Annotated in this window: 21 protein-coding genes; 2 read left to right on the forward strand and 19 right to left on the reverse strand. The window is 36.9% G+C overall.

Going from position 1 to position 24,137, the window contains the following annotated elements; genetic code table 11:
• Positions 1-5: 5 nt before the first annotated feature.
• The 14 genes from glyA to fdaB form a co-directional block, all read right to left on the reverse strand.
• Positions 6-1,247 carry a serine hydroxymethyltransferase gene (gene glyA, locus MUA88_RS08440; RefSeq protein ID WP_262605396.1) on the reverse strand — a complete coding sequence of 414 codons (1,242 nt, stop codon included), beginning with the start codon at positions 1,245-1,247 and terminating at the stop codon, positions 6-8.
• A gap of 17 nt (positions 1,248-1,264) precedes the next feature.
• On the reverse strand, positions 1,265-1,795 hold the full coding sequence (locus MUA88_RS08445) for a TIGR01440 family protein (protein WP_262605153.1): 531 nt from the start codon (positions 1,793-1,795) through the stop codon (positions 1,265-1,267).
• 104 nt (positions 1,796-1,899) lie between these two features.
• On the reverse strand, positions 1,900-2,331 hold the full coding sequence (locus MUA88_RS08450; protein ID WP_262603735.1) for a low molecular weight protein arginine phosphatase: 432 nt from the start codon (positions 2,329-2,331) through the stop codon (positions 1,900-1,902).
• Positions 2,331-3,380, reverse strand: coding sequence for an L-threonylcarbamoyladenylate synthase (locus tag MUA88_RS08455; RefSeq protein WP_262605397.1), 1,050 nt, complete (start codon positions 3,378-3,380; stop codon positions 2,331-2,333). The genes MUA88_RS08450 and MUA88_RS08455 overlap by 1 nt, the downstream gene beginning before the upstream one ends.
• 86 nt (positions 3,381-3,466) lie before the next feature.
• The gene (gene prmC, locus MUA88_RS08460; RefSeq protein ID WP_262603737.1) at positions 3,467-4,312 is read right to left on the reverse strand and encodes a peptide chain release factor N(5)-glutamine methyltransferase; all 846 of its coding nucleotides are present in this window, start codon (positions 4,310-4,312) and stop codon (positions 3,467-3,469) included.
• Positions 4,302-5,378 (reverse strand): peptide chain release factor 1, encoded by a 1,077-nt coding sequence (gene prfA / locus MUA88_RS08465; RefSeq protein ID WP_262603738.1) that lies wholly within the window; start codon positions 5,376-5,378, stop codon positions 4,302-4,304. Before prfA ends, prmC begins: the two co-directional genes overlap by 11 nt.
• Entirely contained in the window at positions 5,378-5,980 is a 603-nt protein-coding gene (locus tag MUA88_RS08470; RefSeq protein WP_262603739.1) for a thymidine kinase, read from the reverse strand. The genes prfA and MUA88_RS08470 overlap by 1 nt, the downstream gene beginning before the upstream one ends.
• A gap of 125 nt (positions 5,981-6,105) precedes the next feature.
• A complete protein-coding gene (locus MUA88_RS08475) occupies positions 6,106-6,360 on the reverse strand; it encodes a type B 50S ribosomal protein L31 (RefSeq protein ID WP_262603740.1) in 255 nt (84 codons plus the stop codon).
• A 121-nt stretch (positions 6,361-6,481) separates the two neighbouring features.
• Positions 6,482-7,807, reverse strand: coding sequence for a transcription termination factor Rho (gene rho, locus MUA88_RS08480; protein WP_262603741.1), 1,326 nt, complete (start codon positions 7,805-7,807; stop codon positions 6,482-6,484).
• A 470-nt stretch (positions 7,808-8,277) separates the two neighbouring features.
• Entirely contained in the window at positions 8,278-9,708 is a 1,431-nt protein-coding gene (locus MUA88_RS08485) for an aldehyde dehydrogenase family protein (protein ID WP_262603742.1), read from the reverse strand.
• A gap of 154 nt (positions 9,709-9,862) precedes the next feature.
• Positions 9,863-11,290 carry an aldehyde dehydrogenase family protein gene (locus MUA88_RS08490; protein WP_262605398.1) on the reverse strand — a complete coding sequence of 476 codons (1,428 nt, stop codon included), beginning with the start codon at positions 11,288-11,290 and terminating at the stop codon, positions 9,863-9,865.
• A 164-nt stretch (positions 11,291-11,454) separates the two neighbouring features.
• Complete coding sequence (locus MUA88_RS08495; protein ID WP_262603744.1) at positions 11,455-11,784, reverse strand: winged helix-turn-helix transcriptional regulator; 330 nt, start codon at positions 11,782-11,784, stop codon at positions 11,455-11,457.
• A 46-nt stretch (positions 11,785-11,830) separates the two neighbouring features.
• Positions 11,831-13,093, reverse strand: a complete 1,263-nt coding sequence (gene murA / locus MUA88_RS08500) for a UDP-N-acetylglucosamine 1-carboxyvinyltransferase (RefSeq protein ID WP_262603745.1) — start codon at positions 13,091-13,093, stop codon at positions 11,831-11,833.
• A 275-nt stretch (positions 13,094-13,368) separates the two neighbouring features.
• Positions 13,369-14,241 carry a class IIb fructose-bisphosphate aldolase FdaB gene (gene fdaB / locus MUA88_RS08505; protein ID WP_262603746.1) on the reverse strand — a complete coding sequence of 291 codons (873 nt, stop codon included), beginning with the start codon at positions 14,239-14,241 and terminating at the stop codon, positions 13,369-13,371.
• A 231-nt stretch (positions 14,242-14,472) separates the two neighbouring features.
• Between fdaB and MUA88_RS08510 the strand changes: the two genes are divergently transcribed.
• A complete protein-coding gene (locus MUA88_RS08510) occupies positions 14,473-14,994 on the forward strand; it encodes a DUF2529 family protein (protein WP_262605399.1) in 522 nt (173 codons plus the stop codon).
• Positions 14,995-15,089: 95 nt separating this feature from the next.
• Here the strand turns inward: MUA88_RS08510 and glpT are convergent, their stop codons facing one another.
• The 5 genes from glpT to MUA88_RS08535 all read right to left on the reverse strand — a co-directional run bounded on the left by glpT (position 15,090) and on the right by MUA88_RS08535 (position 21,829).
• Entirely contained in the window at positions 15,090-16,448 is a 1,359-nt protein-coding gene (glpT, locus tag MUA88_RS08515) for a glycerol-3-phosphate transporter (RefSeq protein WP_262603748.1), read from the reverse strand.
• Between the two features lie 202 nt (positions 16,449-16,650).
• On the reverse strand, positions 16,651-18,258 hold the full coding sequence (gene pyrG, locus MUA88_RS08520; RefSeq protein ID WP_262603749.1) for a CTP synthase: 1,608 nt from the start codon (positions 18,256-18,258) through the stop codon (positions 16,651-16,653).
• A gap of 398 nt (positions 18,259-18,656) precedes the next feature.
• On the reverse strand, positions 18,657-19,205 hold the full coding sequence (gene rpoE, locus MUA88_RS08525) for a DNA-directed RNA polymerase subunit delta (protein WP_262603750.1): 549 nt from the start codon (positions 19,203-19,205) through the stop codon (positions 18,657-18,659).
• 399 nt (positions 19,206-19,604) lie between these two features.
• Positions 19,605-20,774, reverse strand: coding sequence for a teichoic acid glycerol-phosphate transferase TarF (gene tarF, locus MUA88_RS08530; RefSeq protein ID WP_262605400.1), 1,170 nt, complete (start codon positions 20,772-20,774; stop codon positions 19,605-19,607).
• Positions 20,775-20,968: 194 nt separating this feature from the next.
• Positions 20,969-21,829, reverse strand: coding sequence for a GNAT family N-acetyltransferase (locus MUA88_RS08535; RefSeq protein WP_262603752.1), 861 nt, complete (start codon positions 21,827-21,829; stop codon positions 20,969-20,971).
• A 297-nt stretch (positions 21,830-22,126) separates the two neighbouring features.
• Here MUA88_RS08535 and MUA88_RS08540 point away from each other — a divergent pair, with 297 nt between their 5' ends.
• Positions 22,127-23,719 carry a BCCT family transporter gene (locus MUA88_RS08540; RefSeq protein WP_262605401.1) on the forward strand — a complete coding sequence of 531 codons (1,593 nt, stop codon included), beginning with the start codon at positions 22,127-22,129 and terminating at the stop codon, positions 23,717-23,719.
• Positions 23,720-24,137: the final 418 nt, after the last annotated feature.

A 24,137-nucleotide genomic window follows, 5' to 3' on the forward strand; every position in this document is an offset into this window, starting at 1 on the left:
ATGAATTATTTATTATATAAAGGGAATTTTTCTGTTAATGTTTTAACACGTTGTTTTGCTTCTTCAAGCACTTTCGTGTCTTCATGGTTCTTAAGTACGTCACTCATAATGTGTGCGACTTCTTCAAATGCTTTTTCGTCAAATCCACGTGTTGTTGCAGCTGGTGTACCAAGACGAATACCACTTGTTACAAATGGTTTTTCTTGATCGAATGGAATTGTGTTTTTATTACATGTAATGCCCACTTCATCAAGAACTTTTTCTGCTACTTTACCAGTAATGCCTACAGAACCTTTCACATCTACTGCAACTAAATGGTTGTCTGTACCACCAGATACGATGCGGAATCCGTTATCTTTAAGTGTTTTTGCAAGTGTTTTCGCATTTTTAATTACTTGTGTTTGATATGCTTTAAATTCAGGTTCAAGTGCTTCACCAAATGCAACTGCTTTTGCAGCAATCACATGTTCAAGTGGACCACCTTGAATACCAGGGAAAATTGTTTTATCAATCTCTTTTTGGTATTCAGCCTTACATAAAATCATACCACCACGAGGACCACGTAATGTTTTATGTGTCGTTGTTGTAACAAAGTCCGCATACTCTACTGGGTTTTGATGTAAACCTGTTGCAACTAAACCAGCGATGTGTGCCATGTCTACCATTAACTTGGCACCAACTTCATCTGCAATTTCTTTAAATTTCTTAAAGTCAATTTCACGTGAATAGGCAGATGCGCCTGCTACAATCAATTTCGGCTGATGCTTTTTCGCTAATTTTCGAACTTCTTCATAATCAATACGCTCATCTTCTTTAGTCACACCATATTCAACAAAGTTGTATGTTTTACCACTAAAGTTGACAGGTGATCCATGGGTCAAATGGCCACCATGACTCAAATTCATACCTAAAACTGTGTCACCATGTTCCAGTGCAACAAGGTATACTGCCATATTTGCTTGAGATCCTGAATGAGGTTGTACATTTACATGTTCTGCATTAAAAAGTTTTTTTGCACGTTCAATGGCAAGTGATTCTGTTACATCAACGAAATCACAACCACCATAGTATCGGCGACCTGGATAACCTTCAGCATACTTATTTGTCATTACTGACCCTTGTGCTTCCATTACTGCTTCAGAGACAAAGTTTTCAGAAGCAATCAATTCAATATTGTTGTTCTGACGATTAAATTCCTTTTGAATCGCGTCAAAGACAGCCTTATCTTGTTTCGCAATAAATGACATAGACCATTCCCTCTTTCCTAATCAAGTTGATATTTTGCACGTTCGCCACCAATCTTCTTCGGACGGCTTGTTGCAACAGTTACAATTGCATCACCTATTTGTTTGACCATACAACGAACAGGTACCGCTACGTGTTTGAGATGCATACCGATTAAAGTTTGACCAATATCGATGCCTTTATCTGCTCGAATAAATTCCACAACAACAGGATCTTTCATATGGCGATAAGCATATGTTGCTAACGAACCTCCTGCATGGGTATCCGGCACAACTGAAACGAGTTCCATGGTATATGGATCATACGCTTCTCGTTCAATTGTTAAGGCACGATTGATATGCTCACATCCTTGGAACGCAAAAGATACACCCGTTTCCTTTTGAACATCAACCAATGCGTCATAAAGTTCTTGCGCAATGTCTAATGAACCTGCTGTCCCAATTCGATCACCTTGCACCTCTGAAGTAGAACATCCAATCACACAAAGTTCTCCTTCCACGAAAAAAGATTTTGACTTGAGTTCTTGCAATAACTGCTTGAAGTCTTTCATCATAACAACCTCCTTAAGAATATGTATGACTGAAACGATACAGACCATTCTTAGAACCCTAAACGTGCTGTATGTTTACTATTATAACTTATTTTTTATATGACTCATACTAATTCTGTATCAAGTTTTTTCTGCAGTTGTTGAATGAGAAATGTTAATTGCTCAAAAGTTTCAATATATGTTTCATAGGAACCACCAAACGGATCTGGTACTTCTCCTGTCTCACCAACATATTCACTTAATGTCATTACTGATAATGATTCACCATATAACATTCTGATATGATGCGCATGTGAAGAGGTCATCGTCAAAATGAGATCTGCGTCAGTATCATCATTAGAAAATGGCGTAGCGCCTTCAGGAATTGGATGGTCGTGTTGTTCTAATAGCTTTTGTGTATGTGTCGCAATCGGGGCGCCCTCTTGTGCCATAATACCTCTCGAAAAGATTTCATGCCCTTGTAAATAACTGCGTGCAATTCCTTCTGCCATTGGACTACGGCATGTGTTACCTGTACATACGAAGATAACCTTCATCACCATTCCTCCTTAACATAAATATGATTCGCAGCCTTCTCCATACGGTTATGCAAAGCTTCTGCCTCTTCCATATTCGGATAGCCATATATAAAAGCTTGTTCAATATCCTCTAGTTGATCTAATTCATGTAAAGCTGCGTACAAATTGTGATTGGCTTGTTGAATATCAGTTTCAGACGTACTCAAAACAATAGTTTGTGCCTGTTTCGGAATAAAAGGCAAAAGACTTGCTGGTAAAAGAAATGCTATCTTAGACCAATCTTTCTCATCAGTTGTTTCAATAGGACCTTCTAGTCTTTCAAATATTTTCAAAGGTGTTTCGGGTGCATAGTGCTTATATTTCATGCCTGGCGCAATTGGCTTGTCCGTTGAAGTTTCAACTAATGCATCGATACCATTAGGGAGAATCTCATTCAACATACTTCGCGTAATCGTTCCAGGTCTTGCAATGCGAAATGGGAACGACGTACAATCTAAAACGGTACTTTCTAAGCCGGCATCACTTTGTGTAGATTGGATGATACCATCAATACGTCCATCTAAATCATGAAACACATGTTCAAAAGTAGTAGGTGACGGTCTGCCACTTAAGTTTGCACTTGGTGCAGCAATCGGCAAATCTACTTCTTTAAGTAACGCACGCGCAACGGGGTGACTTGGCATTCTGACTGCCACAGAGTTAAGCCCACCTGTCACACGATCACAAAGAACACCTTCTTTTAAAGGTAAAATAAATGTAATAGGCCCTGGCCAAAATGCTTCCATGAGTCTTTCTGTTGCTTCAGAAATAGACTCAACAAAATCCTCCAGCTGTTTCGTATCATAAATATGAACAATAAGAGGGTTGTCCGATGGTCGTCCCTTCGCTTCATAAATGCGTTTTACAGCATCATCATTCGTTGCATCAGCCCCTAAGCCGTACACTGTTTCGGTGGGCAAAGCAACCAATCCACCTTGTTTGTATGTTTCAATAATATCCGATAAATATGGGTACTCTATCAGGTTAGACGTAAAGTCGCGTACATCCCATATTGTAGTTTTCGCCAAGTTAAACACCTCTCTTCTCTTCTATTTTACTGCAAAACAAAAGGTTATGCACAGTCGAATCATCAACTATGTCATAACCTTATTTTTTATGATGGTATTTTCCACTGCATATAAAAGATACGTGGATTACCGTTAATGTCTGATATCACTTTCGGCTCTAAATGTGGATAATATTGTTTTGCCATATCACATAACTTTGCGCCTTGCTGATAGCCAATTTCAAATACAATAGGCGCATCATCATTCATCACTTTTGGTAGCGCACTTAATAATGCATCATAAATAGCATAGCCATCATCTTCAGCAAATAATGCAAGATGTGGCTCATGTGCAACGACACTTTGTCCCATTTGAGCGATTTCATCTCTACCTATATACGGTGGATTACTAATTAAGCCGTCTAACCGTATGCCCTTTTCAATAAATGGATTCAAGACACTACCTTCAAGTAGTTGAATCGATACATGATGTCGTTCTGCATTTTGACGGGTAACTGCTAAGGCATCTGGTGATATATCAGAGGCCCATACTTCTAAATGTGGACATTCTTGCTGAAGTGTTAAGGCGATAATACCTGACCCTGTGCCAATATCAGCGATACAGCCTGACTTAGGACATTGCTCAATAAATGTCGCAAACACTTCTTCTGTCTCTGGTCGAGGAATCAGCACACGTGAATCCACATGGTACGTACGACCATAAAATGTTGCTTCCCCAGTAATATATTGTACAGGTTCTCCTGATAAAAGCCGTTCTAATCCGCTATTCAACAGTACTTTATCAGTCTCTGACATCATTGTATCTCCATCAATAAGAAGATTGACGCGCGTCCACTTCAATAAATCAAGCAACAGCCATTCTACAGCAGTTGTTTCTACATCCGCATGACTTGCCTCCGCCTTAGCTTGAGAGAGCCACTGTTTATAGCTCACCACTATTAAGCTCTTTCAACTTTTCAGTTTGTTCGTGCATTGTCAATGCATCAATCACTTCATCCAACTTACCTTCCATAATTTGGTCTAATTTTTGTAATGTTAAACCAATACGGTGGTCTGTCACACGACTTTGTGGATAGTTATAAGTACGAATACGTTCTGAACGGTCACCCGTACCTACTGCTGATTTACGTTGTGCCGCATACTTTTGTTGTTCTTCTTGTAGCTTCATATCATATAGACGTGCTTTCAATACTTTCATCGCTTTTTCACGGTTTTGAATTTGTGACTTTTCAGATGATGTCGCAATTACACCTGTTGGGATGTGGGTAATACGCACAGCTGAGTCTGTTGTATTGACGTGCTGACCACCCGCACCACTTGAACGGTACGTATCAATTTGCAAGTCTTCTTTACGGATTTCGATTTCAACATCTTCAACTTCAGGTAAGACTGCTACTGTTGCTGTTGATGTATGAATACGTCCACCTGACTCTGTTTCAGGAACACGTTGTACACGGTGTGCACCATTTTCAAATTTTAATTTACTGTAGGCATCTTGTCCTGTTACAGAGAAACTAATTTCTTTGTAACCACCGTGATCACTTTCAGTTGCTTCCACGACTTCTGTTTTTAAACTTTGTGATTCCGCAAATTTTGAATACATACGGAATAAATCCCCAGCAAAGATAGCCGCTTCATCTCCACCTGCTGCCGCACGAATCTCAACGATAACGTCTTTTTCATCGTTCGGGTCTTTTGGAATTAATAAAATTTTGAGTCGTTCTTCTAACTCTGGTATTTGTGCTTTTAATTCATTGGCATCTTGTTTTAACATATCAATTTCATCTTGATCGTCTGTTTCAGCCATCATTAATTCAATTTCTTCACTATCTTCTTTTACTTGTTTATATTGACGATATACATCGACTGTCTTTTGTAGATCTGATTGTTCTTTTGAATATTGACGCAACTTATTCGCATCACTTACAACATCTGGATCACTTAATAATTCGTTTAATTGTTCATATCTTTCTTCTACAATATCTAATTGATCAAACATTATTTATTGTCCTCCTCTACTTTGTCACTCGGCAACACAACATGATGCGCACGACAACGTGGTTCATAGCTTTCATTGGCCCCAACTAAAATAATCGGGTCATCTACTTTCGCTGGCTTGCCATCAATCAGACGTTGTGTTCGACTTGATGATGCCCCACACACTGCACATACGGCTTGCAACTTCGTAATATGCTCACTCACTGCCAACATCTCTGGTACAGGATCAAAAGGTTCTCCTTTGAAGTCCATATCTAAGCCTGCTGTTATGACACGATACCCTTTTTCAGCAAGTGATGTTGCGACATCTACAATTTCGCGGTCGAAAAATTGTATCTCATCTATCCCTACAATATCGACGCCTTTTAAATCATACTGCATGATCTCATCAGCAGAAGAAATATTTACTGCTTCGATTGCATTCCCATTATGTGATACGACTTTTTCTTTATGATAACGATCATCGATTAGCGGCTTGAATACGACTACTTTTTGCTTTGCGTAGACACCGCGGCGTAATCGACGAATTAATTCTTCTGACTTACCACTAAACATACTGCCAGTAATACATTCTATCCATCCCGAATGATACGCTTCATACATGACTTTTTTCCACCTTTTTAAAACAAATCACTTTATTATATCACAAACTTTTGCTCATTATAATTTATCTTTTATTTGCATTAAAAAAAGCATCCTCAAGTAAGTTGAGAATGCTTGAACATACATTAGTTGTTTGATTTGAGACCAAATTTTTTGTTGAAACGTTCCACACGACCGTCTGCAGCAGCAAACTTTTGACGTCCTGTGTAGAATGGATGTGAATCAGAAGAGATATCTAAACGGATAACTGGGTATTCGTTACCATCTTCCCATTCCATTGTTTCACTAGTTGATTTAGTTGATCCACTTAAAAACTTAAAGTTAGTCGTTGTATCTAAAAAGATAACTTTACGATATTCTGGATGAATTCCTGGTTTCATTCTTTTCAGCTCCTTTGCCCTGAACCATCTGGAACAGAGTTATTTGTGAGTTTTTACCCAATACTTAATCATTATAAAGGGTCGTTATTTAAAAAGCAACCCTATACACGATAATTTCATATTAAATGATAGGACGTCCTGTTTTTGTACTTTCGGCCGCACTCTTTTGCAGTTCTTCAAAAAATTCTTCGTTTGTTTTTGTCTTTTTTAACTTTCTCATAAAACGCTCTGTAAAATCTGGTGCGTTTGAGAACATATTACGCAACTGCCATAAGCTTTCTAATTCATCTTTTGGAATCAATAATTCCTCTTTACGTGTTGAACTGCGCACAATATCAATCGCAGGGAAAACACGGCGTTCTGAAAGTCGACGGTCTAAGTGTAATTCCATATTGCCCGTTCCTTTGAACTCTTCGTAAATCATATCATCCATGCGTGAACCCGTATCTACAAGTGCCGTTGCTAATATCGTTAAGCTTCCACCCGCTTCAATGTTACGAGCTGCACCAAAAAATGCCTTAGGTCCATGCAATGAAGCTGGATCTAACCCCCCTGATAATGTTCGACCACTTGGTGGTACAACTAAGTTATAAGCACGTGCAAGTCGTGTAATAGAATCCATTAGAATAATGACATCTTCACCAATTTCCACAAGACGCTTGGCACGTTCTAATAGTAATTCTGCTACCTTTACATGATGTTTCGGATGCTCATCAAAAGTTGAATGTACCACTTCTGCTTCATCAACTGAGCGTTCTAAATCTGTTACCTCTTCTGGACGTTCACCCACCAAAAGAATAAATAATTTAGCACTCGGTTTATTCGCAACAATCGCATTCGCAATTTCTTTTAATAGTGAAGTTTTACCTGCTTTAGGTGGCGCAACAATTAAACCACGTTGTCCAAGACCAATCGGTGTAACTAAATCCATAACACGTGTTGAATAGTTGTGAGGGGCTGTTTCTAACTTGATTCGTTCTTCTGGATAAAGGGGTGTTAAAGCTTGAAAGTGAGGTCTTTTCTTAACTTCCTCGGCATTATGATCATTAACAAAATCCACTTGTAATAAACCATAATATTTTTCATTCTCTTTTGGTTTACGTACTTTCCCAGTTACTTTATCGCCTCGTTTAATTTCAAAGCGACGTATCTGACTTGCAGAGATATAAATATCTTTTTCGCCTTTAGAGAAGTTAACCGTTCTTAAAAAACCGTAACCATCTGGTTGGATATCATCTAGGACACCTTCCATATAATAATTGCCGTCTTTTTCCATTTGTGCTTCCATAATCGCTAGAACAAGTTCTTTTTTGTTCAACTTGCTATAGTTGACTAACTTCAATGCCTTGGCTTTTTCCGTCAGGGCTTTTGTCGTATTGTTCTTGTATAACTCATGGAATGATTCATACTGTGGTGAAGTTCTCTCCCTAGTATCCCTTGTAGACATGTAACACACTCATTTCGTTTTAATTTTTAATCGGCTATGTAATTTAACATACAATAGCCCATGAAATATGGCAAACAAAATTTTGGAATTCTTCTACATATTTTCATCAAATATGTCATTTTAAATACTTTATAAAATAAGGCTTGAAAAGTCATAAACTGTGTGCAAGATTGTAAAAGTAGTTTTAGATTTATGGCAAAGTCGTACAATACAGATATTCAATTTTCTAACCGCTTTTATACTTTAGATATCTATTGCCATCAACAAATTTCTAGATCCATTTTAGGTATTCTGTGGTGATATATCAGTGTATTAGACGAACGATTCTGAATACCTCATAAAACCCATTTCAAATATATTTTGCAATCAAAACTAAATAAGTAGGGTGCATTTGCTTTCAACAGCAGTTCTTAGCACCCTACTTTTCCATTTATTACCTAGGAAATAATCAATCTATTCAAATTTAGTACCTATTCTTTATAAAATCCTGCAATGGCTTTTACTTCTAAAAATTCTTCAATACCATAATCGCCCCATTCACGGCCGATACCTGATTGTTTGTAACCACCAAATGGTAAATCACGCGTACGTGGCGCTTCATTAATGACAACTAAACCAGCCTCGATTTTTCCGGCAAGATTTCTCAACGTTTCTTGGTCCTTACCAAATAGATAACCTGCTAAACCATATTTTGTATCATTTGCAATTCGAACAGCATCATCAAGGTCTTTATAGGTGATGACTGACATCACAGGTCCAAAAATTTCTTCTTGTGCAATTGTCATTTGATTATCCACATCTGCAAAAATCGTTGGTTTTACAAAATAACCTGTTTCTAATCCTTCTGGTTTTCCTAAACCACCAGCAACGACTGTTGCACCTTCGTCAATCCCTTTTTGAATATAACCTTGAACTTGACGAAATTGTTTTTCACTAACGATAGGGCCCACTTCTACTTCAGGTGATTGAGGGTCTCCTACTTTAACGCGTGCAATTTCAGCTGCTGCTTTTTCTAAAAATGCATCTTTTAAGTGTTCAGGTACTAACGTACGTGTCCCTGCAGAACATGCTTGTCCGGTATTGTTTACAACAGCACCAATCGCTGCTTTTACCGCTTCATCTAAGTCAGCATCATCAAGAATAATAAATGGTGATTTACCACCTAACTCCAATGACACTTTTTTGAAGTCTTTTGTCGCTTGTTCCATAATTTTAGCACCTGTAGGACCTGAACCAGTAAATGACATCATACGGACATCTGGATGTTGACTTAATGGTGCACCCACACCTTCACCGTCACCATTCACAAGGTTAAATACACCTTTTGGCACACCCGCTTCTTCAAAGATTTCAGCAAGAATCACTGCTGCAAATGGTGTTAATTCTGATGGTTTAAGAACGACTGGAGACCCTGCCGCAAATGCTGCTGCTATTTTTAATGAGGTTTGGTTTGTTGGGAAGTTCCATGGCGTTACGAGACCTGCAACACCAATAGCTTCTTTAACGATTAAGTTGTCACCGCGACGTTCTTCAAATTCAAACGTCTCTAATGCTTCATATGCTGCTTCAAAGTGCATAAGTCCTCTTGCATATTGTACTGTTTCAGATTTTGTCACTGGAGATCCTAATTCTAAAGTCATCACATCGATTAAGTCTTGTTTGCGTGCTTTATATCCTTCAACGATACGACCTAACATCGCACGGCGTTCTTCAACCGGTGTGTGTCGGAACGTGACATACACATCTTTTGCTGCTTGTACCGCTTTATCTACATCTGCCTTGTTCCCTTTTGCAACACGTCCAAATACTTCTTCAGTTGCTGGGTTGATGACGTCAATCGTTTCGCCACTGTCACTTTCAACCCAAGCACCGTTAATATATTGTTTGGTTCTCTCTAACATGTATAAGCACCCTTTCAAATCGTTTTTTAAATCATAGTTATATTATAACCTTTTTTTATTTAGAAAAAACGCATACTGCTTTCAAAAGATTTATATTTAATCAAAAGAAGCCAGAGACCTGTAGCAGATCCCTGACCTATATTTCCCATCTTTATTATTTATAAAAGCCTGCAATCGCTTTTACTTCTAAAAATTCTTCAATACCATGGTCGCCCCATTCACGACCAATACCTGATTGTTTATAACCACCAAATGGTAAGTCTGGTGTACGTGGTGCCTTATTGATAATCACCGTACCTGCTTCAATACGGCGTGCAAGGTTTTTCAATGTTTCTTGATCTTTACCAAATACATAACCTGCTAAACCGTATTTTGTATCGTTTGCGATTTGAATTGCTTCATCAAGATCTTTATATGTGATGACTGACATGACAGGTCCAAAGATTTCTTCTTGTGCAATTGTCATTTGATTATCCACATCTGCAAAAATCGTTGGTTTTACAAAATAACCTTTTTCTAGGCCATCTGGTTTTCCGAGACCACCTTGTACTAGTGTGGCACCTTCATCAATTCCTTTTTGAATATATTCTTGAACTTGGTTATATTGTTTCTCACTCACAATGGGTCCTACTTCAGTCTCAGGTGATTGTGGATCTCCTACTTTCACTTGCGCTATTTCAGCTGCTGCTTTCTCTAAAAAGGCATCTTTTAGGTGTTCTGGTACAAGTGTACGTGTTCCCGCTGTACACACTTGCCCCGTATTATTTACCACTTTTGCGACAGCTGCTTGTACTGCCTCATCTAAGTCAGCATCTTCTAAAAGAATAAATGGTGACTTACCACCTAACTCAAGCGATACTTTTTTAAAGTCTTTGCTGGCTTCTGCCATAATTTTTGAACCTGTGCCACCCGAACCAGTGAATGACATCATGCGGACATCTGGATGTTGACTTAATGGTGTACCAACGCCCTCACCATCACCATTCACAAGATTGAATACACCTTTTGGTACGCCTGCTTCATCAAAAATTTCAGCAAGAATCACTGCCGCAAATGGTGTCATTTCAGAAGGTTTCAACACAACAGGAGAACCCGCTGCAAATGCGGCTGCCAATTTTAGTGATGTTTGGTTCGTAGGAAAGTTCCATGGTGTCACTAATCCTGTCACACCAATTGCCTCTTTAACAATCAAGTTGTCACCGCGACGTTCTTCAAATTCAAACGTATCCAATGCGTCATAAGCTGCTTTAAAATGCTTAAGTCCTGTTTCATAATGAACCTGATCTGACTTCGTTACTGGTGATCCTAATTCTAATGTCATCACATCGATTAAGTCTTGTTTGCGTGCTTTATATCCTTCAACAATTCGACCTAGCATCTCTTGACGTTCTTTGACAGGCGTATGACGAAACGATACGTAAACATCTTTTGCTGCTTGTACCGCTTTATCGACATCGGCTTGATTCCCTTTTGCGATTCTGCCAAATACTTCTTCAGTTGCTGGATTAATGACATCGATTGTTTCGCCACTTTCACTCTCAATCCATTCTCCATTAATATATTGCTTAGTATCATTTCTCATAATATATAACACCTCTTCATCATTTATCATAGTCACTGTATAACCCTTTTAACGCAAATTAAAACGTTTCTATCTTTAAATACAATTTCCACATTATTTATGGATTAAAAAAAGCCAGACATCTTTATTTAAAGATATCTGACCACTCTATATTCATCAGCAGTTTACTGCACTTCTTGTTTAAGTTCCATATGTTTATGCGCCCAATCTTCTAAAGGAACTAAGGCTTCTGCCAAAGCTTTGCCTTTCTCTGTTAATTGATAACGTACAGATGGCGGATTTTCTGAAATCACATCTTTCACAAGCAATTGTGCCTCTGCCAACTCAGTTAGTTTTAAAGATAACGCACGATTCGTAATAGGCTTTAAATCTCGTTTCATGTCCGAAAAATGTGCAGATTGATCAGGACATTTGTCTAAATAATGTAAAATTAACCCATTCCAACTGCGTCCTAAAATCTTAAACGTTTCTTCTATATATGGACAAACTTCCATGATTATCGCCTCACTTAATGAACTCACATTGCACAATTAAAATTGCTTATGCTTGTTGTTCTGTCCAAATATCAGCACCCAATGATTTCAATGTTTCTACGATATTTGAATAGCCGCGATAAATATGACGAACGTTATAAATGGTTGTCACACCTTCTGCAAGTAAACCAGCAATAATGAGACATGCACCTGCGCGCAAATCACTCGCATAAACATCTGCCCCTACAAGTTGAGATGGTTTAATGGTTGCTGTTCCTTGATCAACAGTAATTGCCGCATTCATATTCTGTAGTTCTGGTACATGTTTGAAACGTTCTGGATAAATGGTATCCGTGACAAAACTTGGACCATCAGCTAAGAATAATAACGGTGTAATTGGTTGTTGTAGGTCCGTTGCAAATCCCGGATAAACAAGTGTTTTAATATCAACATTTTTATATGGTGCCGTTGCTTTAACGATCATATAATCATCGCCAGATTCAATATTAACACCTAACTCTTTTAACTTTACAGTTAACGGCTCAACATGTTCAGGGATAATATTATCAATGACTATTTCTTCACCACATGCAGCTGCAATACACATATACGTTCCAGCTTCAATACGATCAGGAATAATTGTATGTCTACTGCCAGACAAATATGGTACACCTGAAATCTTAATCGTACTTGTACCAGCACCTGAGATTTTTGCGCCAAGACTATTTAAAAAGTTTGCTACATCTACCACTTCAGGTTCTTTCGCAGCATTTTCAATAATTGTTTGGCCTTCCGCACGCGTCGCAGCTAACATAATATTAATCGTTGCACCTACACTGACGATATCTAAATAAATATTTGCACCTACAAGACGTTCCGCTTCAAGTTTCATAGATGTATCGTCTGACTCATCGATTTTTGTACCCAGTGCCTTAAATCCTTTAATATGTTGGTCAATCGGTCTTGGCCCTAATGGACATCCACCTGGAAGCCCAATTACACATTTATTAAAACGGCCAAGCATTGCCCCCATCATATAATAAGAAGCACGTAATGACTCAACTTTATTATTAGGAAGTGGGGCATTTTCTATTTCTGAAGGATCGATTTTTAATGTTCCCTCAGATAAATTTGTTTTTATATTTAAATCTTCAAGCAAGCTCACTAATGTTTCAACATCTGATATTTCTGGTAGTCCGTCTAATGTCACTGGTCCTTCAGCCATTAATGCAGCTGGTATAATCGCAACCGAACTATTTTTGGCACCACTGATTTCAACCTTACCTTTTAACTTTTGGCCACCTCTAATTTTAATTACATCTTGTGCCATTCTTCAGAACTCCTTTTCAGTCTCTTATAACCCTAGAATACCATATTTAAGGGCAATTATAATGTAAAAATTTTCAAATTGCAAAATGTATTATTTCTAGAAGAATGATTGGCGTAACCATTGTATTCATTCTTTTGATGGCTTTTTCTCGAATACTTTTCAATACTTATATCTCATCATATATCCAAATAAAAAAGACCTAAGAAACAATATCCAAAAGATACGTTCCCCAGGTCTTATATGTTTAAACTTATATGATTAAATTAATAAGTTAATTAAGCTTTGAAGTTGTCTGCTTTGTTAGATGTACCGAATTCACGGATTTTACCAACAACAGTTTCTTTAATTGCTTCACGAGCTGGTCCTAAGTATTTACGTGGATCGTATACTTCAGTGTCAGCAGCTAATACTTCGCGAACACGTTTAGCTGAAGCAATTTGGTTTTCAGTGTTTACGTTGATTTTAGCAGTACCTAATGAGATAGATTTTTTGATATCGTGAGTTGGGATACCAGTACCACCATGTAATACTAATGGTAAACCAGTTGATAAACCAATTTCTTCCATTTCTTTGAAGCCTAAGTTTGGTTCACCTTTGTATGGTCCGTGTACTGAACCTAAAGCAGGTGCTAATGTGTCAATACCAGTTTCTTTAACTAAGTTTTGACATTCAATTGGATCTGCATAGATTACGCCATCTGCTACTACGTCATCTTCTTGTCCACCAACAGTTCCTAATTCTGCTTCTACAGAAACACCGCGTTCGTGTGCATATTCAACAACTTTTTTCGTAATTTTAACGTTATCTTCATATGGTTCGTGTGATGCATCGATCATAACTGATGTGAAACCAGCATCGATTGCTTCTTTACATTTTTCGAAACTTGAACCGTGGTCTAAGTGGATTGCAACTGGGATTGTAATTTCATAGTCGTGCATTAATCCTTCAACCATTTTTACAACTGTGTAGAAACCACCCATGTAACGCCCAGCACCTTCAGAAACACCTAAGATAACTGGTGCATTTTCTTCTTGTGATGCTTGTAAAATAGCTTGCGTGAATTCTAAGTTGTTTAAGTTATATTGACCTACTGCATAGCCATTTTCTTTTGCGTCGATTAACATTTCTTTCATTGAAACTAAAGGCATGTAAGTTCCTCCTTGAGTGCTTATTGCACTTATTTTTATAAATACAGTATAGCAAACTATACCCCGTCTTGCATAAGAAATCACCTTGAAATGAGGCGTTTTTGTGAAAAAAATCTCAAATCCTAAAATGAAAACGCCACCATTTTTTGTCGTTGCTTAAAGTTGTTAATTTCTATAGAATAAACGCATGAAATATTCAATGAGAACATTAATTTATAGGAGCTGAATCTCGTGTCAAAAATGCTAACGACTCAACTGACGGGTGTATTTAATCGATTAGATGCACAGTCACTTGATATACAAATGGCAGCACAAAGTTTAATTCAAGCAATTGGCGGCGAAGGTCATATTTATGTACGAGGATATGGCGATATCAAATCATTTGAATCTTATGTCTTAACTAGTGAAGAGAAATTAGAAGCAAGTCGCCCTCTTGACTCATTAGATACATTATCTGCGCTTGATTCAACTGATCGTGTATTGTTATTTGGTGAACATTATACAGATGAAATGGCAAAAGACTTATCACAACTTATTGATGATCATCGAGACGTTTTCGTCATTACAAACAAACCGACTTCATCAGAAATTCCTGATCATCTTGTACATTTCATTGATCTTTCTACACCACGTCCTCTTGTTTTCACAGAGGATTACGATAAGGTTGTCGTGCCACACTTAATGGCATTGAACTATATCTATTATGAAATTTATACACAAATGATCGAAATGATTCGTGACCTCGGTCTATAGTAAAAAACAGCACTTCATGCATAAAATGTACATGAAGTGCTGTTTTTTATATAAAATTAGATTATGAAAGATCATCGCCCTTTCACAACCTCTTTCTAGTGAACGACTTCTTGTCCTCGTTTGTTCCATGTAAAGATAAAGCTCACTGTTGCTAATACACTTACAATGATAAGCAAGATGAATCCTGCATCCCATCCTAAGTTATCAACAACGATACCCATGATGATATTCGCCATCACGGCACCACCTAAGTATCCGAATAAGCCTGTTAATCCAGCAGCTGTTCCTGCCGCTTTTTTCGGTACATAGTCAAGTGCTTGTAAACCAATTAGCATAACTGGACCATAAATTAAGAAACCAATTGTGACTAAAGCAAGATTATCAACAATTGGGTTCCCTGCTGGGTTTAACCAGTACACAGCAACGGCAATTGTTACACCAATCATGAAGATAAATCCTGCTGGTCCACGACGACCTTTGAACACTTTGTCTGATAACCAACCACATAAGAGTGTTCCTGGAATACCTGCCCACTCATAAAGGAAGTATGCCCAACTTGAACCTTCAACATCAAAATGTTTTACATCACTTAGGTACAATGGTGCCCAGTCTAATACACCGTATCGTACAAAGTAAACAAAGATGTTAGCAACAGCAATAATCCATACCCATTTATTATTCAATACATATTTAAATAAAATCTCTTTTGTTGTAAGCTCTGTTTCAAAAGTCGTTTTATCTTTTGTTGGGTAGTCGTTACGATATGCTTCAATCGGAGGTAACCCAACTGATTGTGGTGTATCTCTGATTAAGAAATATGACACAATTGCAACAATCATAGCGATAATTGCTGGAAAGATGAAGATCCCTTCATATCCTTTCATATAGTCAAAACCAAGTACAGACATTAAGTACACACCAAAAATTGCAAATGGTGCCATTAAGCCGCCACCGACGTTATGTGCAACGTTCCAAATGGCTGTCTTACTACCACGCTCACTCACGCTAAACCAATGAACTAGCACACGGCCAGATGGTGGCCATCCCATTCCTTGGAACCAACCATTAAGGAAGAGCATGATAAACATAATCGTAATACCTGATGTAAATGCAGGAACAAATCCCATTAATAAGTTAACAATTGCTGTTAACACTAAACCCAACACCAAAAATGTTCGGGCATTACTTCGGTCGCTGACTGTCCCCATTACAAACTTACTAATACCATATGCAATAGATACAGCAGATAATGCAAAACCTAATCCAGTTGTTGAAAACCCTTGATCCGCCAAGTACGGCATGGCAATCGAAAAGTTTTTACGCAATAGATAATAACCTGCATAACCAAGGAAGATCCCCATAAAAACTTGAAAACGTAATTTTTTATACGTTTCATCCACATGTTGATCTGCCACTGATTGTGCAGGTTTTGGTGGTTTTAAAAAGTTAAACATGAACAAAACCCCTCTATTCTCTTTTTATATTATAAAAAAATAAGTCATTCTGATTTTAAAGAGAGTTTAAGTAATTGTCAATGACATCCATAACATTTTTGTAAACGATTACACATTTTTATTTTTTTAATTTACAAATCTTACCAATATTAAAGGCTGGTCCCCTCTTTCAAGAAGGTCCAGCCTTTATTAAATATCACTATTATTTTTCTTGTTGTTCTACGCAAGCACCGATGAAGTTTTTAAAGATCGGTTGTGGACGGTTTGGACGTGATAAGAATTCTGGGTGGAATTGACATGCGATAAAGAATGGATGATCTGCTAATTCAACCATTTCTACTAAACGTCCATCTGGGCTTGTTCCTGAGAAAATCATACCCGCTTCTTCTAGGCGTTCACGGTATGCATTGTTGAACTCATAACGATGACGATGACGTTCTTGAATTGATGTCTCACCATAGATCTTTTCAGCCAATGTTCCTGGTTTGATTTCACATGGATATAAACCAAGTCTTAATGTACCACCAAGATCTTCAATATCTTTTTGTTCTGGCAATAAGTCAATCACTGGATATGGCGTGTTTGGATCTAACTCAGCTGAATGTGCGTCTGATAAACCAACAACGTGACGTGCATATTCAACAGTCGCAAGTTGCATACCTAAGCAAATACCGAAAAATGGCATTTTATTTTCACGTGCATATTTAATCGCTGAAATTTTACCTTCACTTGCACGGAAACCAAATCCACCAGGTACTAAGATACCATCTACATCATGGAAGTATGATTCCGCATTTTCATCTGTTACTTCACTTGAATCAATCCAACGAATCTCAATATCTTTCATATATTGATAACCCGCATGTTTTAGTGATTCAGCAACTGATAAGTATGCATCTTGTAATGCAACATATTTACCAACTAAAGCAATTGTCACTTTACCTTCTAAGTTATTTACAACATCCAATAAGTGTTTCCACTCATCTAATTGCGTGTCACGCTCAACTTCTAAACCTAAGCGATCAATCACGATATCGTCCATGTCTTGACGGCTTAATTGTAACGGGATTTCATATAATGATTCAGCGTCACGACATTCAATCACATTTTGCTTATCGATATCACAGAATAACGCAATTTTATCTTTTAAATCTTGTGTCATTTCATGTTCCGTACGAACAACGATAAGGTCTGGTTGAATGCCTAATCCACGTAATTCTTTTACACTATGTTGTGTTGGTTTTGTCTTCATTTCGCCTGCCGCTTTGATGTACGGTAATAACGTACAGTGCACATACATGACATTTTCGCGTCCTAAGTCACTACGGATTTGGCGAATGGCTTCGATAAATGGTAATGATTCGATGTCACCTGTTGTTCCACCAATTTCAGTGATAACAACGTCCGCATTTGTACTTTCTCCAGCTAATAAAAGACGTGATTTGATTTCATTTGTGATATGTGGAATAACTTGAACTGTTCCACCTAAGTAGTCACCACGACGCTCTTTTTGTAAAACGTGTGAGTAAACTTTACCCGCTGTTACGTTAGAATATTTATTTAAATTAATGTCGATAAAACGTTCATAGTGTCCTAAGTCAAGGTCTGTTTCAGCACCATCATCTGTAACGAATACTTCGCCATGTTGATATGGACTCATAGTACCTGGGTCTACATTCAAATAAGGGTCAAACTTTTGAATTGTGACTTTAAGTCCTCTGTCCTTTAACAAACGTCCAAGTGATGCTGCTGTAATCCCTTTACCGAGTGAAGATACCACGCCACCCGTTACAAAAATAAATTTAGTCATGCAAAAAATCCTCCTCAACAGTTTTCAATAATGTGATCGCCCTACCAACATGATGGGTGCATTTAAAAAATAAAAAAGCTCCCTCTCACAATGCGTCGTTTGCAAGGGGGAACTTTTACGTCTACTATGTCTTTACACAGCTTTATTTATTGTCGAAGTGAATTAATTCATCTTCTGACGTATCAGTTTATTCAATCGTCCTAATTAAAGGAGCCCGACTAAAATTTTATCACTTTGAACCAAAAAGTCAATAAACTTCCAATACGAATTATGATTTTTTATCATACTGTAAAAAAGCTTAATTGTTCATGGATGATTCATCTAATCATCTGCTAAACAATATTTCATGCTTCCATGATGACGACTTTTAAAAGGATAACAATCTTTTTAAACGATAATTATAGTTCTTCTTCGTCCTCTAACTCGTCATCATCTTCCAATTCATCATCGTCATACGTTTCATCGATTTCTTCATCATCTTCTTCTACAACAAGGTCTGACTCTTCAATCTCATCTTCAACGTGTTCATCTTCTGGATCATTTAATTCTTCTTGATCATCTGTACGATTTGGAATGTTCACATCACCTTCAGAATCATCTTCTCCAAGTAATGTTAAGTTTTGATCTTCTTCATCATCTTCATCCAAGATTTCAAATTTTTGAATCGTTGGCGCGATTTTCTCTTCAATATCATCTACTGAATACCAGTCACGAAGACCCCATACGTTGTCCCCAACGCTTAAGAAGCGACCATCTGTGTTTAAATCTGTGTAGAATTGAACAACACGGTTTTCAATTTGTGCATCTTCATAATGACCAATACGTTTGAATGAATCAATAATATCGTACAGGTTCATTGTATCGTTTTGTTCGCTGAGCAATGTATAAGCCATATCGATAAATGACTTTTCGTCCATCATTTCTTGTGTGTAATCTTGTAATTTCATCAGCATATCTTCCTTTCAAAGATTCGCGTTTATTTCGTGTATCTATTTTGTAACTTAGGTTGCGGCTATAGCTTTAGAAACTCTAACAATAGCCTCTCAACCTTTCCTATAATTAACTATAACAAAAATAGATTATAAATGACTGTAGCGCTTTTCGCAATGTTTTACAAAGTTCTTTTTATTTTTCTTTTTTAGTCATTCATTTACTTCTCGAATGTACGAGGTTGTGAGAGAAGTGCTTAAAATTGGAACAGGACTCGAACAGTGATCAAAATCGATTCCCCATTATGACAAAACGCCTACTTCTTAAATATTGACATTCGATTTCCTAGCGCTCAATTTTATGATATCTTAGCACTCACTCTCATCAAAGTGACACTTCTCAAAAACCTCATATTCCTACATCATGATTCTATCAATCACTTTTTTCGAAGCATCTCCAGTTTCAAGAGAACAATATGTTTCATAGAATTGTTCTAATGGTTCCATATAGTTCTTCTTAAGATCCTCGCCACTCTTCAATAAGTGAATTAAATCTTCTTCATTTTGAATAATTGGACCCGGCAAATTGTTTTGATAGTCCATATAGAAGCCTCGCAATCGGCTATCATAATCTTCCAAATCATAAGCATAAAATATTTGAGGTCTTTTTAACACACCAAAGTCAAACATGACTGACGAATAATCAGTTATCAATATGTCACTGATCAAATATAATTCAGCGATATCTTTATAGTCTGAAACATCAATGACAAAACTATCATTTTCTTCAACTCTTGTAACAACCAAGTAGTGCATTCTTAATAAAATAACATATTCATCACTCAAATGTTGTCTCAACTTCTCAATATCAAAATTTAAATTTAATTCATATGATCCTTGTTTTATAAATTTATCATCTCGCCATGTCGGTGCATACATAATGACTTTTTTATCAGCAGGTATATTCAACTCATCTTTAATACGCTGAATATATGAAGTGTTATGCTGTTCATTAACCAATTTATCATTTCTTGGATATCCGGTTTCAATAATCTTAGAACGATCTACTTGAAAAGCACGTTCAAAGTTTTCAGTTGAGTATCTGTTAGGAGAAATCAAATAATCCCAACGTTTACTCTCATTAACAATATTTTGCTTATATTTCATTGTATTGGTACCTGGCATTTGTACCTCTTCAATATCTAAGCCCAAACGTTTCAATGGTGTACCGTGCCAAGTTTGTAAATATGTTGTTTTTGAAGATTTATAGAACCATTGCGGTAATCTTGTATTAATCATCCAATACTTGGCGCGTGGCATTGTTAAAAACCACTTTATTGAAAAACGCGTCACATATGGTACCCCATGTTGCTTAAATACTGATTCATAGCCTTTTTTCACACCCCAAATAAGCTTATAATCTGTATTTTGTTTTAAATATTCATACAATGCTCTCGGATTATCACTATATTGTTTGCCATGAAAGCTTTCAAAATACACTAATTTCTTATTTTGCTTTAAAGAAACAACTTGAAAAATAAGTTTAATGCATGATTTTTTCAATCTATCTATAACACCTTTTAACATTTCAAATCTCCTTAATAGTCGAATTTAATTAATATATGAGTAGTTCTCAGCATAATAAAATCTATCAAAAATCAGATTCACATTAAATACAACTATATCAAAAATTTTATTAAAAAACTGGATTTTATCATTGTGTAGATAAAACATACCATTTCATTGATAAATACTCGTTTAAATATCATTCATCCTATTTTTTAGTAATTAATATACTTCTCAAATGTGCGGTAATCATCCGCTACCAATGTCTCAACAAAGTTACTCTTCTCAAATAATGGTTTTAATTGATGATTTGGACCAAATAATGTCACTTCTATTACCTTAATATCTTCAAAGTTTTTTCTAACATACGTTGCCAACTGTCGCAGTGCATTTTGTGCAACACCTGTAGATTGGTGTGATTCATTAACATAGACAGAACGAATAATTAAGCGGTGTTCAAATTGTTCTAGCGCAATAAATCCAACTTTGGTTCCATTCAACATCAGATCTACCACATCAATAGGACTTTCTAGGTCACTCTCATGATATTGTAGCTTAAGCGAAGATACGTATTTCGCATCTAAATCTAAATAATATAAGCGTTCTTTTCCAATAGGTCCTTCCTCTTTTGTTGCAGCATGCATAAACCCTGCACGTTCATATAAGTTCCATGCTGCTGCATTTTCAGCATCAACAACGAGATAAAGATGATTAAACTTAGGAAAGACTTCCTGTACATATTGCGGCAATATCATCATCATTTTTGTACCATACCCATGTCCTTGATAGCGTTCATTAATTGAAAGCGAACGTACATAGACGACCTCTTCCGGTGTATCATAACCTTCATGTTGGTAATGCTTATGTAGCACAAAGAAACCAATCACTTCTTGCTGTGTGTTCAAAACAACATTCGCAACACGATTTTCATCGTTAAGTGCTTCATCGAGAACTTCTAAGGGTAAAGATGAATAGATGCGTTGCCTTTCGCTTAGTTCAAAGTTCTCTAACGCATCACGGTATTGCTTGTCATAAGATTGTATAGTAATATCATCAAAGCGCTTACTTTTTGTCATAAAAATACCCATCCTTTTTAAGGTTATACTTTATTGATATCATACACTATTTTGGTATCATTAAAACGCAAAATGGTATTTTTTCACACCTATAATAAGTAAACGCACATTGGGGTTGGACAAATTATTTAAAATTTCAACATACTGCATGATATATCATAAATCATTTTACAATTTACTCATATTGTGCCAGTTATGTCAGAAATCATACTTTTGGTACATCATTTTTAAAATGCCTAAAGTATCAATAAACGATGTCTTATCTCTATGATTTTTTTAAATTTGAAAGGGGAAACTATGAAACAATCATTATCAAAAAAGAAAAAGCATCGTAATATTGTTTATACTGTCGCTTTCTCTATTATCTTACTTATGACGCTCATAGCTGCCGTCTTCCCAAAAGGCTTTGGTAACTATGCGCAACATGTTTATGACTTTTTATCCATTAATTTTGGATGGCTTTTCCTCATTATTGTATTTGTCTTAGATATCTTTTTAATTTTCCTTGCCGCTTCACGTTACGGCCGATTTAAATTAGGACCCGATGATGGAGAACCGGAATTCTCATTTATTTCATGGATTGGCATGTTGTTCTCTGCAGGTCTTGGTGTTGGGATTGTGTTCTGGGGTGTTGCCGAACCATTAACACATTATTTACACTCTCCATTTCCAAATAGTGTCAAAGGAGAATCCGTTGAATCTGCTCGCTTAGCAATGGGATATACCTTCTTCCACTGGGGTATTTCACAATGGTCTATTTTTGCCATGAGTGGTTTAATTGTTGCGTACTTCCAATTCCGAAAACAGCGTGACGGTCTTATTTCTACCGCAATGGAACCCGTATTCGGGGAAACCTATCGCCGACCATACCGAAATGTGATTGATATCCTTGCGATTATTGCTACAGTGATGGGGATTGCCACTTCTATCGGTTTAGGTATTTTACAAATTGCAGGTGGCTTAAATCATGTCTTTCATGTTCCGAACAACACCATTACACTCATTGTGATAACAGTACTTATGACAGGTATCTTTTTAAGTTCTGCATTAACCGGTATTGAACGTGGTGTAAAATGGTTGAGTAATTTAAATATCATTATCGGTGCAGCATTACTCATCTTTATCTTTATTTTTGGTGATTTACGTTTTATTGTTGAAACATTTACTGTATCTATTGGAGATTATATTTCTCACTTTGTCACTTATAGTCTTCGTATTGATCCGTATACTGGCGATAACAGTTGGATTCAACAGTGGACAGTCTTCTATTGGGCTTGGGTTATCTCTTGGTCGCCATTCATTGGTGGTTTCGTCGCACGTGTTTCTCGTGGTCGTACCATTCGTGAGTTTGTTGTGGGTGTACTTATTATCCCACCATTAATCTCATTCACATGGATTGCAGGCTTTGGTGGAACAGCCATTAACTGGGCACTACACAAAAATTCAAATATCGCACAAGTTGTCGACAAAGATTATACAGTCGCACTGTTTGAATTATTACGTAACTTCCCTTTATATGAAGTAACAAGCGGCTTAGCGATTATCTTGATTTTCACATTTATCGTGACGAGCGCCGACTCTACAACACATATCGTTTCAGGTATGGCAACGGGCGGTGTGGAAAACCCTAAGCGTAAACACAAACTTGTATGGGGGCTTTTAATTGGTGGTATTTCACTAGCACTTACTGTTGCCGGTGGACTCACAAGTTTACAAACCGCGTCTGTAGTAACAGGATTACCTTTCTCAATTATTCTATTGCTAATGATTTTCTCTTTAATGCGTGCACTACATCGTGAACCGACGGAACATTTCCAAATGACACACATTGAAGATGAAAAAGACTTCTCTAAAACCATTGAAGAACGCGAAAAAAACAAAGAAATGTAGTAACGAGGTTGTGAGAGAAGCGTTTAGAATTCGAACAGAACTAGAGCAGCGATCAAAATCTATTCACAGATTTTGAAGAGCTGTGAAGTTCTGTTGAGAATTCTGCTTCTTGAACACTGACATTACGAGGTTGTGAGAGAAAAGCTTAGAATTCGAACAGAATCGGAGCAATAAGAAAAATTGTTTTTTGATTTTATCGAATTGCGTGTAGAAGTTGATTGATAAATGCCTACACCTTATTATTGTTCGCCACATATCTAATTACCCTCATAGGAGCACTACAACAGAACTGTTCAACATTTTCTAATTCTATTTGACAGAGAACCATAAAAATACACCTCAAAATTAGATTAATAAATCTAATTTTGAGGTGTATTTAAACATACTCAATTTCTACTAATTAAAATCTTTTGCTAAT

The sequence above is a fragment of the Staphylococcus sp. IVB6240 genome (assembly GCF_025558425.1).
GTDB lineage: Bacteria > Bacillota > Bacilli > Staphylococcales > Staphylococcaceae > Staphylococcus.